A 15,815-nucleotide genomic window follows, 5' to 3' on the forward strand; every position below is an offset into this window, starting at 1 on the left:
CTGTCACCTCAGAAATCCAGGTTCACAAGCATTGCTTTGGTCTGCGCATCATCAGAGGCATGACTGAAGAGCTCAGAGCAGTCAGTCATGATGAATGGCATCACCACCGTCAGGGCCTCCGGGGTCTTGTTGCGGAACAGCTTGTTTGCCTCCACGCCTTCGAGGATCTCGTCGTGGCACGCGATCAGCTCTTCTTTCAGCCCTTCCTCAGCGGTCGGCCACTTCAGCCCCGTCGCCTTGGTTAGGTCTGCCAGGAAGCCCAGGTACGACTTAACCTGCGAGTTGAACTCCTTCCCAGTCGCTCCCTCTCGCTTCGCGAGCTGCAGCATGTGGGCGTTACCCCTAAGCGCCACCACCAGGTCTGTGATCCTGGTCATCAGCGTCTTTTTCAGATCCGTGAGCTTGCTGCAGGAAAGCCCATCATTGGCCAGAGCCATAAGGCGTGCCGTGGCCTCGGGTGAACCACTCCGTGCGGCCTGGGCGCGGAGCTCGGGCAGGTTCGCCCAGAACTGCATCACCAAATCCTGGAACACCGGAGTCGTGAAAGCTTTACGATTGGCCGCAATCAGCTCGGCCACGCCCAAGTTGAACTCGATGTCATCGTAGGTTTTGGCATCGCGAAGCCCACCCTTGGCACCCAACATCTCGTACTTCTTGGTGGCGGGCGCCAGATCGTAGATAACACGGGCGTTTTCAAAGTCGCTGGCATCCAGCATGCCCTTAACCACAGTAGCCGCGAAGCCGGCGGCCGCAGGCGCTTTGAGGAATTCATCTTGATCAGCCACTTTTGCCAGGGCAATGGCCAGGCGCGGGGTGATAGGCCTGCACAGACTTTCCGGCCACTTCTTCGGCCTTCCCGCCTCAGAACCAAGGTGCTGGCCAATACCGGATACCAGGCCAAACGCCAGGTCGTACTTCCTGTCGTAGTTTCGGGGCTTTGACTCTACGAGAGCCTCCAGCAGCGCTTCAATTTCATCGATAGCGCCAACCTGGGCCAACAGAGTGCCAACACTCCTCTGGTTCAGGGTTCCTGCCCCGCTATGAAGCGGCTTATCGCCCAGGCACGGGAATGCTTCACTCACTCGAGCTTCCAGATCAGCCGAAAGCTCTTCGCTGATGGCCAGAGGGTTGTCCCAGATGTAATCCCGGCAGAACTGCTCAAGGCGGGCCCTCTTTTTGTCATCAATTGTCATGGCCTATACCCTGCTCACATCCCGTACCCGGATTCACGGTCGATCTCTTTCTTCGCCTTGGGAGCCGCGTGCTTGGCGCGCCACCCGGCAATGCCTTCCTCGAAAGCAGCGATCATGGCCTTCTCGTGCCCCATTTCTCGCCGGCAGATGCGCCTCAGCCCTTCCGACTGCTTCACGAAGTCTTCACCGTGATAGTCATAGCGCAGGTGCGCCAGTTCATGGTGAGCAAGGTCGACGATGTCGCCAAGCATGTACTCAGGTTTCTCGGCGACGTCCGGGTTGATCAGGATCGAGCGCCGCTCTTTGCCGCTCTCCTGGTCTTTATCTTCCACGTGCAGTCCTTCCACTGTGCCGAACACGAACCCCGTCTGGATCAGCTTACCGCTGTAGTAGAACTGCCCGTCGGCGCCTTTCTCCACCCCGGCAAAATTCCGGTAACTCTCGTGGCTGAGCATGGTTCTGATCAGGAAGTCCCAGCCTGCCGCTAGCTTCGCATACCTCTTGAGCGACATCTTGGTGGCAATGTGGCCGGCCATCTTGGTTTGGTCTTCATCGCGCTCTTCCGTGCAATGCTTAACCTTGAAGTTCTCAGGGTATAGCTCGCTAGGGATGCCACCAAGCTTGCTTTGGATGGAATGGCGCTCCTTGACCATAGTCCTGGCGAGTGCAGCAAACGGGTGCTTGCTACCTTCGTCCATTACCTCATCGCTCATCGACGCGAGCTCGTCGGCGAACTCCTCGACGGTTTTCCCCCTGACCGCCGCACCTTCTTTCAGATCTTCCTGGATCTGCTCTGAAAGCTGTTTCCAGTCGATGTTGTTCCGGTTCAGGGTCTTGTCGATGCCCCCATTTAGCTTGAGCTTAGTCCGGTCGTTCACCAGCTCCTGGATGATCTTGTTCAGAGCAGAGCTCTTCTCGCCGAGGAGCTTATCCCGGTTCGAGGTGAACATCTCCTTCGAGGTGCCGGTGAGGTCAATGATCCCTTCGAATCCTGTGGTACCAGAGTTGCCATAGACACGCTCCCGGAACATGGCCAGGCCATTCATCCTGACCCACAACGACGATGAGCTGTACCCCCCGGAATTGTCCTTGAAGCTGAGCTTCCCAAGGACTGTATCCAGCCCGTAGTTGTAGTTCTGCTTGTTCGCAGACAGCGCCATCCCGTTAAGGGTTACCCTAACCCCAGGGCGGAATGTAGACATGCAGACAATCTGCTCAAGGGCTTGCTCCAGATGCCAAGCTTGAGCCTTGGAATGATCCATTTCGACCTCTAGGACTACACCTTGCAGAGGCGCTGACGTAGAGAGCTTGTAGTTACCCCCTTCCCCTTTAAGGAAGAGGTCGCGGGTTCGGATCGTGTACTGCTTGTGAGCGAATGCCAGTAGGCTTTTGGCGTAGCCAAAGCCGCCAATGGAGCCATCTGCCTTCTGAGATCCTCCCATGGAGAGGAACACGTCAGTCAGTGTCTCGCGACTCATGCCAGTGCCGTTGTCGGTGCAGGTTACGACAACAGTTTCCGGCTTATCCGGATGGTTTCTGATATGAAAATCGATCTGCGTCGATCCAGCATCCAGCGCGTTCTGGAGAGCTTCTCGGAACCAAGCCTGGTGCCAATCCTGATACTCATTGACGGTTTGCGCGAAGAAGCTGTTGGGCAGCTGCACGCGGCCCTCGAAAATCCCGGTCTCAAGAACCTCAGGCTCAGCGAATAGTTCGGATTGGGTAGAAGTGCTCATTTATCACCAAAATGTCAGTCCTAGACCCATTATGGGGATGGAGCAGCCTCCGAGAACAACTCCGGATGCATCTTCCGCAGTACGGCCTGGATGTTCTCGGCGTCGAAGGCATCAACGGTGTACCCGAAATCACGGATACCGAAGGAAATGCTGAAGCTAGCCACCTCCCAGCAGCTGCGTCCCAGTCGAATCGCCTCCTGGACAAGGCCTCGCTTAACTACGTCGATCCAGGCCTCAGGATTTTTCACGAATGCCAGCAACTCTCCTTCCGTGCGGAATCCCTTTGCGTAATACGTCGAATTTTTCTCCGCAAGGGCAGGTCGCGTCCCACTCCGCTCATAGGTCTGCCAGGCTACGATCTGGTACGATCTCCCAGGGATGAATGCCCCGCTCAACGGGGTAAGTGCTGTTTCTAGTTTCTGGATGGCCATGGTTTCCTCCGACAACCCATTGTCGCTTGCGATCAAGGGCCGGTACAACACGAGGTCTACCAATGTCAGCTCAGCACAAAGCAGACCGTGCGCTGCAACTTAAGCCCAAGGTGGGCACTGTGGATGCGGGCGCCAAGATAAAGGATAAGGCGCGCTGGGAGAACTTCGCCAAGCGTATCCAGCACTCGCCGGCAGTGCGGCGGCGTCTGATGGAGAAGCAGCAGGGGCGATGCCCAGTGTGTCTGGCAGGGGTAGAGCCCGGAGAGACTGTGCACCACGTCTCCTACGTGCATCAGTGCCAGTTCATCGAGACGCAGAGCCACGCCGCCCCGACTGCAAAGCGGCCGGAACGTGTGGTGAAGGCGCCCCCTTGCGAGGGCTGCGCTTCAATGGATCGCTGCCTCAGCTACCTAGCCCTGGTGCACGAGGATTGCCACATCCTCATACACATCCAATGACCGGGTCGATGGCTGCTACGAGCTGAGCGAACACCTCGTCGACAGAGGCGGTGCCGTCGATGGTCACGAAGCCGTGTTTCTTCGCCAACTCCTGGTACGAGGCACGAACGCCTCGGTAGAAATCAACGCCCCGGCGTTCGAACTTGTCCAGGCTACCGCGATTCTGGGAACGCTCCTTCGACAGCTCTGCTGGGATGTCGATGAAAATCACCAAGTCTGGGGTGACACCAAGGGTTTCAACGCACGCATTCTGCAGCAGCTCTACGGGCCAGCCGGTGTATGGCCCGTTGTACGCCAAGGTGCTGGGCCAGAACCTATCGCTGATGACCAACTTCCCCTCGGCCAGCGCCGGCAGAATGCGCTCTTCAACATGGTGCATACGCGCCATGGTCATGAGCAGGGTCTGTGTCTTAGGGCTGATCTCAAGCTCTTCGTTGAGGAGGAGCTCACGAGCCGTGATTCCAGGTACGGTGTGGTAGAGATCGCTGGTCAAAAGCACTTCACGGCCGGAGGCACTGTAGTGTTCGAGGAGTCTCTTAATCTGCGTACTCTTCCCGCAGGCCTCGATCCCCTCGATGGCAATCATTCCCATTATTATTTCACCATAAGCAATGAAGAAGCCCGTGTTTCCACGGGCTTCTGGGACAGGTGCCGGATCAGGCTTCCTGGGAAGTCGAGGTGATGCTCAGCTTGGCCTTGCCGGTAACGTCCGACAGGGATACAGCTTCGTCACCAGGGTGTTCGGCGTCAGCCGGTGGGAAGACCAGGTCTTCGTCCACGAGATCGGAGGCAGCAGGGGTCACATCAACCACCTCGCCCTCGATCACAACGCCCTTCTCTTCGACCTCAGGGGTCTGAGCCACAGCCTCAACGACCGTGGTTTCGGGTACAACCACTTCCGGCTCAACCACTGCGGGTACTTCCGCTGCCGGCGCAGCTTCAACAACCAACTCAGCTGCAGCCGCAGGAATCACCTCGGCCGCAGCTTCAGGCTTTCCCGATTGGGGCGCCTCGTCATCTGCCAGCTCGACCTCAGGGGTCGCCGGGGACTGATCGAGGTCGTCATCCTGGCCGACCGGAACGGTCACGCCAAGAACGTGGCTGAGCTGGGTTTTTTCCTTGTAGGAGTTTAGCTCGGCCGGAAGCTTGCGAACAACGCCGGCCAGGGCCTCCAGGGACTCAGCCAGGGCGCCGTTGGAGTGCTGGTACTGGTCACCGTAGGCCACGGTCACACTGTGCAGCACGCCTTCGATGCGGGCCTTCAGAGTAATGTAGCCGGAGGCGTCAACGGAGACACCCAGGCGGTCAGCGGCGCAGTCGATCATCGAGAGCTCGCGGCGCGGCTCGAAACGCAGGCGAACCTTGTATTCGTTGTCGGTCGCGGTTTCGAAATCAGCGATACTGGCGGCCATCGCGACGCGAATGGTTTCTTCCGGCAGCGGAGCTACTTGCAGGGCGTTCCAGACGGCTTGCACCGATTTCCACAGTGCGGTCTGCTTTTGAGTGAGTGCCATTACAACCTCTTCAGATGGACATGAATCAGATGGCTGCCGGCGCCTCCGTAGCAGGGCAGAACGTCATTTACCGTTATATTGTCAGAAATCTCAGCTCTTTTCAGAGATATTTCCACTCCACGGGGTAGGCGCGGAGCGTGCTGCAGGCCCCTTTGCCCACAAAGACCTCCTCTCCCATGGAAGCGATGGCCTGATCGATGAAGCCCAGGCCGTCGTAAGGCGCGAATAGGGTCGATCCGCCGGTCATCAGCATGTACCGCGAGAAGGCCTCCTTCTCGATCTCCGAATCGATCTTCCACATTCCCTTGAGCTCCTTCGACTCCGCCACGAAGCAGTCATGGAGATCGAGAAGCTTGTTGAAGCCGCCTGGCAACCACTCCAGCATCACCAGGTGAGACTTAAGCTCAGGCCGCGAGAAGCCCCTGTAGATGAACTGCCACCCAAGGGCGCCAGCTTCTACCTGGATCAGCCACTCCTGCTCACCATCCTCTGCAGGCGCAGTGGGCTCGCGCTCAATCGCCACAGCCTCGAGGGCTTCAATGGCCGGCAGTTTGCTCACGAACAGCGCGCAGAGAGCGCCATCCTCCTCCTCGACCAGGTCGCCCAGGGCTGGGAAGAGCTTATGCACCATGCAGGCGCTCTCGGAAAGGTACGAAATCAGGGAGCCGGCGGCGACGTAAGGAGTCTCCAGCCCGGCTCCCATCAGGATCTCCAGGTCACTCGTGAACATCTCAGATACTCATCATGGTGTCCCAGACATTGTCTTCGCGGAACTTGCTCTTGGATAGCGCCGCCATGAACTCTTCTGGAGAGTTAGCCTTGAAGATCGGGTCGATACCCTCGGTTTTTCCCACCGACAGATCCGTCCAGCGCTTCTTGAAGGCCTTCGCCTCGAGCTTCTGCTCGAACTTCCACTCCACCTTGGCCAAGCCGGTTAGCCTGGTCATGGCATAGCGCAGGCGCGGGTCGTACTCCATCGAGTTGAGGAAGGACGATGCCATGTACCCGGCCACGCTCAGCGCCGAACGCTCACGACGGTTGATGTTGAAGTCCGCTGTCCCCACGCTACCCGATGAAATGAAGGCTATGTTGAGGAAGTCCTCTCGCGCCGGCTCGCTCGTCTTGTGCTTGTCCATGAAGGACTCGACCATGTTGCCGACAAACTTACCGTTGGCCAGCTGCTGCACTTTGCCCCAAAGCTCTTTCGGGAGGTTCAGGAGCTCGAAAGCGCGCATCTTGATCTGCTCGCTGTCGCGCAGGTACTTCTTGCAGAGTTTGGCCTCTACATCGTGCTCCAGCGTCGACAGCATGAAGCCACGCATCTTGCTGCGGTACTCCTCTGGAGACGAGTATTTGTCGGCCCAGATGGAGATTGGCATGTTGTTCGTGATCCCGCCGTCCCTGAGGTGGCGGCCCTCGTGCTTAATATGCTTGAAGACGTAGGGGATGTTCATGCTGGCCCTGACCGCCTTTTTAATCGGCATGTCGACATAGTCGCCGCCACCGGCCCTGCAGGTGACTGCTTCGATTCCAAAGAGGACGTATCGGGTGTTAGTGATCGCCACCCCGAACTCCTTGAAACCATGCGACGGCGCCAGCTCCGCAAGTTGCTTGAGCTGCTCGAAGTTGAGGTTGCGGATCTCCTCCACGGTGGACAATTGAGGCTTCACGATGCGCCTGATTTCAATGGGCACCGCCTTCACCTTCTCCTGGATCACGTCACCGATGAACGACTCGATGGAGTCCCCGTCCAGCTTCCTGGTGGTGCGACGCACACGGATGCAGGTCAGAGCAGCCTGGAAGTACTTCGTCCTCGAGCCCAATGGCACGAAATCGAGGACACCGATCAGCTTCTCCAGCCCGCGCACCTTCAGATGCCTGTTGAAGTCCTTCATCGCCTTACGGTAGATGAGCTCAAGCTTGGACTCGCCACCGTAGGACACTTCCAGGTCGCGAATCTGCTGCTGTAGCAAGTCCTCAGTCAGATTGGTCAGGGACTTGTAGGTCGCATTCGGAATGGCTTCGATCAGCTCAGGAATCAGGTACTGAGCTGCGAATTTCTTCAGCAGGATGCCTTCAAGGCCAGGGTCAGCATGGATGTCCAAGACGTTGGCCTTGGTAGCCGCTTTTTTTACCCAATTGAACGTGGCCGCACTTTCAGCGAAGAACTGGGCAAAGCGGCCTCGCTCTACGAGTTCCCTAACTTCCTCTGCGTTGTAGCCCATTGCTACAGGGAGGCCCATAAGCGCGCCGGCTGATGTACCAGCGATGTACTTGATACCTTTGAGCATCCCCCGGTCGCTTAGATCGGAGATTGCACCTGCGAAGGCCATCCCTTTGGCACCGCCTCCCTGGAATACGAGTACTTCAGGGCCAGCGGCTCGCTTTCCGTACTCTGAGTTAATCCTCTTCTGGAAATGCACGGCACGCGAGGCGGCCTCACTGATGACACTGTTCAAGTGCTCCATGTAGGTCGCCAGTCGGGCTCGTTCACCCTCCGGCACTGATCCAATAGAGAACTGCTGAATCTCGTTCACCAAACGTTCAAAATGCCAACGGAAACCGATCAGTTTTTCACGCTGATAGTCAGGCAGCGCCGCGTCCAGGGCTTGAAGCTCTACCTGATTGCCAGGATTGTTGTAATTAGAAATGACGTCCGAAAGGACTTTGATGATGTCCGGCAGGCTTTGCTCAGGGTCAGCTTCGTTCAGCTGCACGCCGAAGACGTTGATCCCATAGACGTTGAGCTCACGCCAGTTGTCCCGAGCGAACGTGGCGAGCTTGTTGATGGTGATCTCACGCATCACATCGTTGAAGGCGCTTTTACGTGCAGCCTGCACGCGCTCTAGTTGTTTTTTGTAGTTCATCGGGAAAACAGCGCCATTCCAATTAGTTCCTCATTATTGGCATGACCATTTATTGCCGATCAATACAAGCAGATCTCCTTATATTGAAAATTGCGATTTGACAGATTGTGAATGTTCGCGACTTGTAACCTTGACCAGGGGTAGTTCGCTAAATATAATGGTTTCAGATTGGCATCCTGACAATTTGAGGGAAATATGCTCACTCGCGCACTCCAACTCGAATTGCTCAAGAACAAACGGGCCAATATCGAGCATCAGATCGGGCTCCTCAATGCTGAGCTTCGCCAGATCGAAAACTCGATCACAGAGATCGAACTCTATCGGTCGAAGGTTCAACGGGTAGCTGACCAGGTAATCGCACTCCTGGAGGACAATGACCTGCCGGTGAACGACTTCCTAAAGGCTCTGCTACCTCCCAAGCCGGAAAACCGCCCCAAACACGTCTATTTCAATACCGCCAAGCTCGTATACGTGAATCCCTTCACCCACGAGACCCTTGTAATCACGAGCGCCAACAGAAGCCAGCTGGAAACCTGGGAGCGCCATTATGGCAAGGCCAAGGTACGAGGCTGGATTCGCCCGGCCTAGCTCCCTATCATCTGCGGATGGATAAGCACGGCGCTTTGGAGTACAGATGAAGATCCCCTGCCCCCTTCCCATCTTCGATGACAAGAAGTACCTGAGTGAGCTGCGTGGCGCGCAGCAGGAAAAGGCAAGGCCGCACAAAGGGGCAATCCCCAAGTGCGATAATCTCGATGAGGTGCTCGAAGACTACCGCAAGGCCCTCGACTTCCTGCTGAAGTACGAAGGCAGCGACGACACCTTCGCAACCTACCGCCGGGAGATCGACCGCTTCATGCTCTGGCTCTGGTACGCCAGGCCGGATGCCAACGGAAAGATCGGCAAGCCAGGCCTTCTCCATGAACTCAAGCGCGCCGACATGGAAGCCTACTTCGACTTTATCAAGGCACCTCCTCTTGAGTGGCGGGACATCCAGATCCGGAATCGCTTCCTCGACGTGGGCGGAGAACGCGTCCCTAATCCCGAATGGCGGCCCTTTGTCGCCAAGATCAAGAAGCTTGAGCGCAAGAACGCCATCCACGGAACGGCCGATACCGCCCACGCTCGCGAAAATCTCGATGAGAAGGCGCGCCCGGACATTGAGAAGTACAAGATGTCCGACTCGTCCTACGCCATTGCCTTCGGCACCCTGCGCAGCTTCTTCACGTACCTCCTGGACGAGGAGCACGTAGGACGAAACCCGGTTGCGCAAATCTCCTCCAAGAACAAGAAGATCAAGAAAGAGGACGATGACCACGTAGAGCAAAGCGTGAAACGCCTCACCATCGACCAGACCAGAGCCCTCTTCGAATCCGTTGAATCATTCCGTGAGACTCTCGGAGAAGATCGATACGAGCGCCTGCGCTTCATCCTTAGCCTGATGATGGCGTTTTACCTGCGGATTTCCGACGTGGCCCACAAGGACGAAGACAAGCAGCCAGTGCATGGCAACTTCTTCACCATCGTCGACAAGATCGAAGGAAAGCAGGTTCGCTCCTGGTGGTTCAAGGCCACCGGCAAGGGCAACAAGAAGCGCACGATCCCGGTAAGTGAAGACGTGCTGAAAGCGCTACGCCGGTATCGTACATCCCAGGGCATGTCGCCCCTTCCAGTGCCCAAGGAGAAAACCCCTCTCTTCCCCAAAGCGCGCGGTCAAGGAGGACTTACTTCAACTCGCCACGTCCGGGCAATGCTGCAGGCAGTTTTCGACGAAGCCTTCAAGCGCCTGCGTGCTGCAGGGAGAGACGACGACGCCAACATGCTGATGCAGTGCACCGTCCACTGGCTGCGACACACAGGCATCTCTGAAGACGTTACTCGCCGGCCGCTAGAGCACGTTCGCGACCAGGCAGGCCACACCAACCTGGAGACGACCAAACGATACATCTCCAGCAGCCTGCACGAGAAACACGAGTCCTCAGAGCACGCCGCGCTGCTCACCTCAATCCAGGGTGACTGATGGCTCGTTCGCGTACCTGAAAACACGGATGCTGGAAGCCAGTGGCTCGTTGTCGTCGATCAGCTTGTCGCCGCGCACCTTCTTCTCCTTCTTCGGCCACCGCTTCGGATCAAATTGGCTTGCCAAGAAGATGTCGTCGCGCTCAACAATAGGGCCGGCGTACAGGATCGGGAGGTAGAACAGCTTCGTGTCCGCGTACTTGCCCGTTAGCGAATCGATGATGTTCCCCTTTACACCGGCCGGGTTGAACTGGATCTGAGCAACCGGTAGGTGACTGGGGTACTCCTTGAGCGTTTCATAGTCGATCCTGGCCGAGTCACTGGTGTACATCTTGCTCTCCAGGAGCGCGAGGGCCTCGGACACGGACATCTTGTGAATCGTCCTGGGCATCACGCCCGAGAACCTGATGCTCTTCGGCTCGTACTCGAGCACCGGGATGCGCCGGTAGATGGCCTTCAGTGAGAGGCGGCCATACCCGATGTTGGTGAGCATCTGCCTGACTGCGATGCTCTTCTGGCTCTTCTTCAGCGTGGTGCCGGCCGTGCCGCGCAGTCGATCCTGGTAGCTGTCCATCTTGGCCCTGAATGCAGCCTTGAGCTGATTCACGTGCCGCGCGAGCTCCATCACTTCTGGCTCAACACAGATGGCACCATGAAGCGTCTCGGTGAAGCGTGCGTCTGCTGCCCCACCAGGCACGTAGTAGTTCTTGAAGATGCCCTGGATCTTCTCCACTGCAGCATGCCCAACCTCGAACGGGCCGGGATCAGCAGCGCAGAAGGCATCGGTGGGGTTCTGCAGCGCAGTGCAGAGATCATCGATGCCCAGGATCAGCTCTTCCAGACTCAGCTTAAGTTCAGCGATTTCCATGGCGAACTCCTGTGTATATATACAGGATCGCCCAGAGTGACAAAGAAAGGAAGGCCCCAGAAACGAAGAAGCGGGCCTTAGCCCGCTTCTGATCAGATCCCCAGCTGTGGTTGCTCGGTCATCTCTTGAAAGATCGCGTCTTCTGCTTCGATCTCAGGATCGGCCGAGTCCTCGGGCTCCGGTGCCGCAGGAATGAACTCGAGGGTGTTGGCGCCGATCTTGAGTGCCGGCCCACGCTTGAGACCACAGAGCTTCCAGTCCCCGGTCTCCTTCGAGCGCTGGAAACTCCAGCCTGGCTCGATGAACTTCTTCTCTTCGTACTCCTCAAGCCGGGTCTTCATCTGGGACTTGAACTTGCGACCCATCTTTTCGAAGGTCGAGTTGTAGCCGGCCAGGTGGAAGTAGGACTCCAAGGGAAGGTCGTAGACACCGTCCCGGTGAGATGCGACGAAGGTCATGAAGCGTTTGCCGAAGGCATCGAGCTGCCGGCGTACCTCATGTGGCACCAGGGTGGTGTTGACGCCGTCGAAGAGCAGGCAAGTCAGCGGATCGAGGTTGAGTACCTCACGGCCGCGAGTCTTGTTGCGAGTACGGTTGGTCAGGAAGCCCATCTCGATGTCAACGTCCTCACCATTGGCCAAGCCTTCGGTGAGCAGCTTGATATGCTCCCCGTAGACCAGCTTGATGTGGTTGGCGTAGCTCACAGTATCAGGGTCAGTTGATGCTGAAGGAGTCGTAAGGATTCGAACGAGCTTTTCCAGAGCCGGCCTGCTCGATACACGTAGGCGGGTGTCACGAAGGTCTTCCAGGATCTGTTCGACCTTGGCGAAGGAGCTACCGCTATCACCCAGACCCAGAACCTCAACCAGCTCCGCCTTGGTGACGGAGACTGGCTTGAAGATTGAACGGCCACGGGTATAGGCCAGGAGCTTCGTCCAGATCTCTTCGTGGTCAGCTAGAAGAGTCGCCCCCTTCAAGAAGATGCTCTCCCCACTGATGGAGAAGACAGGCGTCCAATCGTTGGTCTCTTTCAAGCTCTTAGGGGCAACAACTCGGAAGATGCAGCTTCGGGCGATGGGATTCGCCTGCTCGAAGTACTGCTCCCCTTGAAAAGGCAACTTGCCCTGGAGCACAGTGCTCTCGAGCTTTTTGGCCCGCGCTTCCTTCTTCTGATCCTTCGAAGAGCTCTGCTGCTGTTGTTCCCCGGTCATTTCCATGTCTCGCTTCGAAATTGGCGATTTGTCAATTCATGGAATCATATATGCCCAGGAAGGCGCTTGCATACGAGTTTTAGACCATTTTGATCTTAGATGACCAACCTACCCATCGAAGTGATCGTTTGGCCCGTGATCTGAGGTACAAACGTAAGCTTGTCAGGGCAACCCAAGGTTGAAATCACCGCGATATCAGGAACAAAAAGGAAGCCAGCGCCGCGATCCCAGGAACGGCAAGTGACTGATCTTACGGCAAAAAGTTGTAGCGTTACCGCAAACACTGCTGCCGTGATTCTAGGTACAGATTTCTCAAACCCGCGTCAGCTGTGGCATTCAGCCGCTTCATCAACCAGCGTAGGCGGCCGGCCACGATCCTAAACACCGTGATTCCAGGTACAGGTGTGCATTCTAGACGCCTGCATGGTGATCAATACCGTGATCATAGGTACACAGGGGCACTATATGGCCACCCTGCCGTGATTTCAGGTACACCAGGGCGCTAAATGGCCACTCGACCGTGATTTGAGGTACACGCAAACGCCTAAGAGACCGGGAATAGAGGTACAGGGAGTCATTCACGGGAAGCTAACCGTGATTCTAGGTACAAAAGCGTACCTGAGATCACGGTGGAATGCCTCTGAGCCCGCTAGGCCGGGATCTCAGGAACATACGGCCGGAACCTCACCGTGATTCGAGGTACAAAAGGAGTTCATTTTGTACCTGAGATCACGGCCCGCAGGACAAGGCGTACCTCGGATCACGGCGAACCGTGAAATCCCTTTGAAATCAACAGGATAGGCAGTATTTAGGCGACTTATACAAAGTTACACACAGCATATAAACAGGGTATGAACAGGGTTACTCACAGGAATCCGTGATTCTAGGAACGGCCGACGTGATCTCAGGTACGGTGACCGTGATCTGCGGAGCGCCATCCGTGAGAACAGGTACACAAACCGGGAGGCAAGGAACAGATTTCGGGATGTGAGGTACGCTTTTCGCGATTTGAGGTACAGCTCAAAATCCTGAAAGCCACATGCTGCGCGGCCTACAAGGGAGTCAGAAGGGCCTATAACCCTATTCTCTAACTCGGTTCTAACCGGCCTGGGGGCTGTTAACCCTCTTCAAAGAGCAAACCAGTCTTGTTGTAAACCAGTTGGCTCTTAACCGGGATTCGAAGCAGAGCGAGCTCCGAATCCCGGACACTTAAGCGCCAGGGCGACGCAAAAGCAAGAGCGGGTAATCAGGAAAAGGCGCGGGAACGATCCCCGGCGTTTATGCCTGCAGCACCGGAGCGCTCGAACGAGAAGATCGGGCTAGCCACGTAACTGATCTTCGACCACCAACGGGAGAAGTCTCTCCGGCTGCTGGATTTGCGCTGAGCGGAGCGGACGATGTTGCAGATATCGACCACCTGGATCATCACCTCACCGTTGCGCACAGCTTTCACCAGCTCGGCGTCAGTGGCGTCCGGCATCGGGCCAATGAAGATGCGCTGGTTACACTTACGCGACAGCAGAAGGCCTACGCGTTCAATCCCGCTTTGCATGTGGCGTGTCTCCCGTAAGCAGTTCTTCGCGCAGCACAGAGATCGCTTTGGATGCATCGATCCCGATCCTTGCGCCAGCGCCACCACGTTGCTCGCCTTCGGCCTCTTGTGGCCTTTGGCGGCTTCCCTGTTCGTTGCCCACATCCGCCAGGTTGATCCAGATACCCTGGCGCATGGCCTGGGCAATCTCGGCGTCGGAGGCCGCAGGATGAACCTTCAAAGTGAGCTTCTCGCCGATCTTGATCGCGAGCACCCTTTCCGAGGCTTTGACGCCGGAATCTGCGTTGCTCATGGCTTGCCTCTCAAATGACAATTAAGCATATATTGACAGAATCGGCGATCTTGGCAATACCCAGTTAAGCGTCCCCTGAGCCTTCTGCGGCGCTGCTTTCGGCAGGTTTGTCCTGGATTGCTTTTGAACCGGATGGGCCCACGCGAATGGTCTTTTGTCGCGATGGAGCCGCTCTCTGCCAGGGTTTTAGGCTCTCTCGATCCTTCTCGATCTCCATATGTTGGAGCATGCGACTGGCCCTGGTGGACAGCGGGCCAAAAGCATCGCCTTTATGAATAAATTGCAACTGCTCTGCCGCAGACTGAATTAGTTGGAAATTGTTCGCAAACCACGCCTCGCGCCCTAGGTAGTCAGCCACCTCCGCCAGCGCCGACGGCGATGCATTCAGCCTCAGAACCCCGACAGCTTCCATGGTCTGGCGCAATCGTTCCAGTTGCGCATCATTCACAGTCTGCTTCAGGCGATTCCAGAAGCCCTCCGGGATCTCCACGACCAGAGCTACTGACCTCAGCATTGGAACGAACTCTGCAGCCGTGAGTCTCTTGGACTCATAGCGCTTGAGTGCGAACTTGAGCGACTCGTTGACCATCTGAGCCGCTGTCGTAGCGGATTTGCCTGATAGGGCGCTGCGCGCAAGCTTCGACAAGTGGCTGACGGCGTGCGCATGCGCGCGAACCCGCAACTTCTGCAGCAAATCACCATCAGGAACATTGATGGTCTCTGCTTTGTCTTCTGACCATTTCTGGTTTTCTCGAGCCGGTTTCGACCAGGGGTACTTGAAGGCGCCGTCCCCTTTCTTATTCCGCAACTTCAACGTCAAGTTGTCGTAATCAAAACCAACGATGTCCCACACCATAAAACCTCCCGGCTTAGCTGGTCGGAAGTTCACTCGCCTGCATGTGTTGAATGATGTGCCTGATGGATACTTCGTGGCCTTTGGCCTTCAGGCTCGCCTCAACCTCTCGATAAAACTGAACAGGGTGAACACTTGGGGCAGCTAGCGTAGTTAGACCATATATTTTGTTCTTCGGATCTCGCACATCCCTGGCCACAATCCTGAAGTGCTCCTCTAGTGCAGTCTCCATGGCACTTTCGTTCACACTTCGCCTGATCATGCATAGCGCAAACTGGTTGTCTGGCACCTTGTAGAGCATGCCGGCGGCCGCAAGGATATTGGCGATGCCGATGATCATCCGATCCACCTGGAGCCCCACGAACTCCTTGAATGCGTACTCCAGCTGCCGTGAGGTCAGGATATCGATAGTGGTATTAGACCACACCAAGGATGGCTCATTGCAATATTCGAACCTGGTCATCCGTGCCACATCACGGGTATCACATCGCAAACCCAGCTCCAGCGCGAGTTCTTGGAATTTTGTCTTCAACGAGGCTCTTTTCGAAATCTGATCATGAACTTGAATGGAGTATCCAAGACGTCCCATTGTTAGCATGATTGTGAGAGATAGCGGAAACTCATGTGGTATACGGAACTGCAGACTCAGAAGTCCGTACTGGTGTGCCAGGTAGGCGTCTACCGGCCTTGGCATTACAAGTTGCCTAGGGTCAAAGCCGCTATGTAACGCTGAGTGAATATCGCTATAGGACTGGGGCTTCAACGACTCCAGAACGTTGTTGAAAATCTCCTCACGAAGTTGTTCAAAGGAGAAATCTGTA

At 56.4% G+C, this 15,815-nt stretch carries 15 protein-coding genes; 2 read left to right on the forward strand and 13 right to left on the reverse strand.

Annotation, left to right across the window (positions count from 1 at the left end):
* Positions 1-8 precede the first annotated feature (8 nt).
* The 7 genes from HNP46_RS00630 to HNP46_RS00660 form a co-directional block, all read right to left on the reverse strand.
* Positions 9-1,193, reverse strand: a complete 1,185-nt coding sequence (locus HNP46_RS00630) for a hypothetical protein (protein WP_184585570.1) — start codon at positions 1,191-1,193, stop codon at positions 9-11.
* Positions 1,194-1,207: 14 nt separating this feature from the next.
* Positions 1,208-2,929, reverse strand: coding sequence for an ATP-binding protein (locus tag HNP46_RS00635; protein WP_184585571.1), 1,722 nt, complete (start codon positions 2,927-2,929; stop codon positions 1,208-1,210).
* Between the two features lie 29 nt (positions 2,930-2,958).
* Positions 2,959-3,360 (reverse strand): hypothetical protein, encoded by a 402-nt coding sequence (locus tag HNP46_RS00640; protein ID WP_184585572.1) that lies wholly within the window; start codon positions 3,358-3,360, stop codon positions 2,959-2,961.
* A 441-nt stretch (positions 3,361-3,801) separates the two neighbouring features.
* Positions 3,802-4,410 carry a dTMP kinase gene (gene tmk, locus HNP46_RS00645; RefSeq protein ID WP_184585573.1) on the reverse strand — a complete coding sequence of 203 codons (609 nt, stop codon included), beginning with the start codon at positions 4,408-4,410 and terminating at the stop codon, positions 3,802-3,804.
* 64 nt (positions 4,411-4,474) lie between these two features.
* The gene (locus HNP46_RS00650) at positions 4,475-5,332 is read right to left on the reverse strand and encodes a hypothetical protein (RefSeq protein ID WP_184585574.1); all 858 of its coding nucleotides are present in this window, start codon (positions 5,330-5,332) and stop codon (positions 4,475-4,477) included.
* A 100-nt stretch (positions 5,333-5,432) separates the two neighbouring features.
* Entirely contained in the window at positions 5,433-6,062 is a 630-nt protein-coding gene (locus tag HNP46_RS00655) for a hypothetical protein (RefSeq protein WP_184585575.1), read from the reverse strand.
* Between the two features lies 1 nt (position 6,063).
* Positions 6,064-8,199, reverse strand: a complete 2,136-nt coding sequence (locus HNP46_RS00660; protein ID WP_184585576.1) for a patatin-like phospholipase family protein — start codon at positions 8,197-8,199, stop codon at positions 6,064-6,066.
* Positions 8,200-8,394: 195 nt separating this feature from the next.
* Between HNP46_RS00660 and HNP46_RS00665 the strand changes: the two genes are divergently transcribed.
* On the forward strand, positions 8,395-8,787 hold the full coding sequence (locus tag HNP46_RS00665) for a hypothetical protein (protein ID WP_184585577.1): 393 nt from the start codon (positions 8,395-8,397) through the stop codon (positions 8,785-8,787).
* A 46-nt stretch (positions 8,788-8,833) separates the two neighbouring features.
* On the forward strand, positions 8,834-10,219 hold the full coding sequence (locus HNP46_RS00670) for a tyrosine-type recombinase/integrase (protein ID WP_184585578.1): 1,386 nt from the start codon (positions 8,834-8,836) through the stop codon (positions 10,217-10,219).
* On the opposite strand, the gene HNP46_RS00675 is transcribed toward HNP46_RS00670, so the two are convergent.
* The 6 genes from HNP46_RS00675 to HNP46_RS00700 all read right to left on the reverse strand — a co-directional run bounded on the left by HNP46_RS00675 (position 10,202) and on the right by HNP46_RS00700 (position 15,526).
* Entirely contained in the window at positions 10,202-11,086 is an 885-nt protein-coding gene (locus tag HNP46_RS00675) for a hypothetical protein (RefSeq protein WP_184585579.1), read from the reverse strand. The two genes, HNP46_RS00670 and HNP46_RS00675, sit on opposite strands and share 18 nt — an antisense overlap.
* A gap of 92 nt (positions 11,087-11,178) precedes the next feature.
* Complete coding sequence (trfA, locus tag HNP46_RS00680; protein ID WP_184585580.1) at positions 11,179-12,303, reverse strand: plasmid replication initiator TrfA; 1,125 nt, start codon at positions 12,301-12,303, stop codon at positions 11,179-11,181.
* A 1,240-nt stretch (positions 12,304-13,543) separates the two neighbouring features.
* The gene (locus tag HNP46_RS00685) at positions 13,544-13,849 is read right to left on the reverse strand and encodes a hypothetical protein (RefSeq protein WP_184585581.1); all 306 of its coding nucleotides are present in this window, start codon (positions 13,847-13,849) and stop codon (positions 13,544-13,546) included.
* On the reverse strand, positions 13,833-14,141 hold the full coding sequence (locus HNP46_RS00690; RefSeq protein WP_184585582.1) for a hypothetical protein: 309 nt from the start codon (positions 14,139-14,141) through the stop codon (positions 13,833-13,835). The genes HNP46_RS00685 and HNP46_RS00690 overlap by 17 nt, the downstream gene beginning before the upstream one ends.
* 64 nt (positions 14,142-14,205) lie before the next feature.
* Positions 14,206-14,997, reverse strand: coding sequence for a hypothetical protein (locus HNP46_RS00695; RefSeq protein ID WP_184585583.1), 792 nt, complete (start codon positions 14,995-14,997; stop codon positions 14,206-14,208).
* A gap of 13 nt (positions 14,998-15,010) precedes the next feature.
* Positions 15,011-15,526 carry a hypothetical protein gene (locus tag HNP46_RS00700; protein ID WP_184585584.1) on the reverse strand — a complete coding sequence of 172 codons (516 nt, stop codon included), beginning with the start codon at positions 15,524-15,526 and terminating at the stop codon, positions 15,011-15,013.
* Between the last annotated feature and the right edge of the window lie 289 nt (positions 15,527-15,815).

It is taken from the genome of Pseudomonas nitroreducens, assembly GCF_014204515.1.
Classification (GTDB): Bacteria; Pseudomonadota; Gammaproteobacteria; order Pseudomonadales; family Pseudomonadaceae; genus Pseudomonas; species Pseudomonas nitritireducens_A.

Bases quoted from the DNA above. Each gene is read 5' to 3' on its own strand.
- HNP46_RS00695 (WP_184585583.1), bottom strand. From the start codon at position 14,997: ATGGTGTGGGACATCGTTGGTTTTGATTACGACAACTTGACGTTGAAG.
- HNP46_RS00670 (WP_184585578.1), top strand. From the start codon at position 8,834: ATGAAGATCCCCTGCCCCCTTCCCATCTTCGATGACAAGAAGTACCTG.
- HNP46_RS00655 (WP_184585575.1), bottom strand. From the start codon at position 6,062: ATGTTCACGAGTGACCTGGAGATCCTGATGGGAGCCGGGCTGGAGACT.
- HNP46_RS00690 (WP_184585582.1), bottom strand. From the start codon at position 14,141: ATGAGCAACGCAGATTCCGGCGTCAAAGCCTCGGAAAGGGTGCTCGCG.
- HNP46_RS00675 (WP_184585579.1), bottom strand. From the start codon at position 11,086: ATGGAAATCGCTGAACTTAAGCTGAGTCTGGAAGAGCTGATCCTGGGC.
- HNP46_RS00660 (WP_184585576.1), bottom strand. From the start codon at position 8,199: ATGAACTACAAAAAACAACTAGAGCGCGTGCAGGCTGCACGTAAAAGC.
- HNP46_RS00650 (WP_184585574.1), bottom strand. From the start codon at position 5,332: ATGGCACTCACTCAAAAGCAGACCGCACTGTGGAAATCGGTGCAAGCC.
- HNP46_RS00665 (WP_184585577.1), top strand. From the start codon at position 8,395: ATGCTCACTCGCGCACTCCAACTCGAATTGCTCAAGAACAAACGGGCC.
- HNP46_RS00630 (WP_184585570.1), bottom strand. From the start codon at position 1,193: ATGACAATTGATGACAAAAAGAGGGCCCGCCTTGAGCAGTTCTGCCGG.
- trfA (WP_184585580.1), bottom strand. From the start codon at position 12,303: ATGGAAATGACCGGGGAACAACAGCAGCAGAGCTCTTCGAAGGATCAG.
- HNP46_RS00685 (WP_184585581.1), bottom strand. From the start codon at position 13,849: ATGCAAAGCGGGATTGAACGCGTAGGCCTTCTGCTGTCGCGTAAGTGT.
- tmk (WP_184585573.1), bottom strand. From the start codon at position 4,410: ATGGGAATGATTGCCATCGAGGGGATCGAGGCCTGCGGGAAGAGTACG.
- HNP46_RS00635 (WP_184585571.1), bottom strand. From the start codon at position 2,929: ATGAGCACTTCTACCCAATCCGAACTATTCGCTGAGCCTGAGGTTCTT.
- HNP46_RS00640 (WP_184585572.1), bottom strand. From the start codon at position 3,360: ATGGCCATCCAGAAACTAGAAACAGCACTTACCCCGTTGAGCGGGGCA.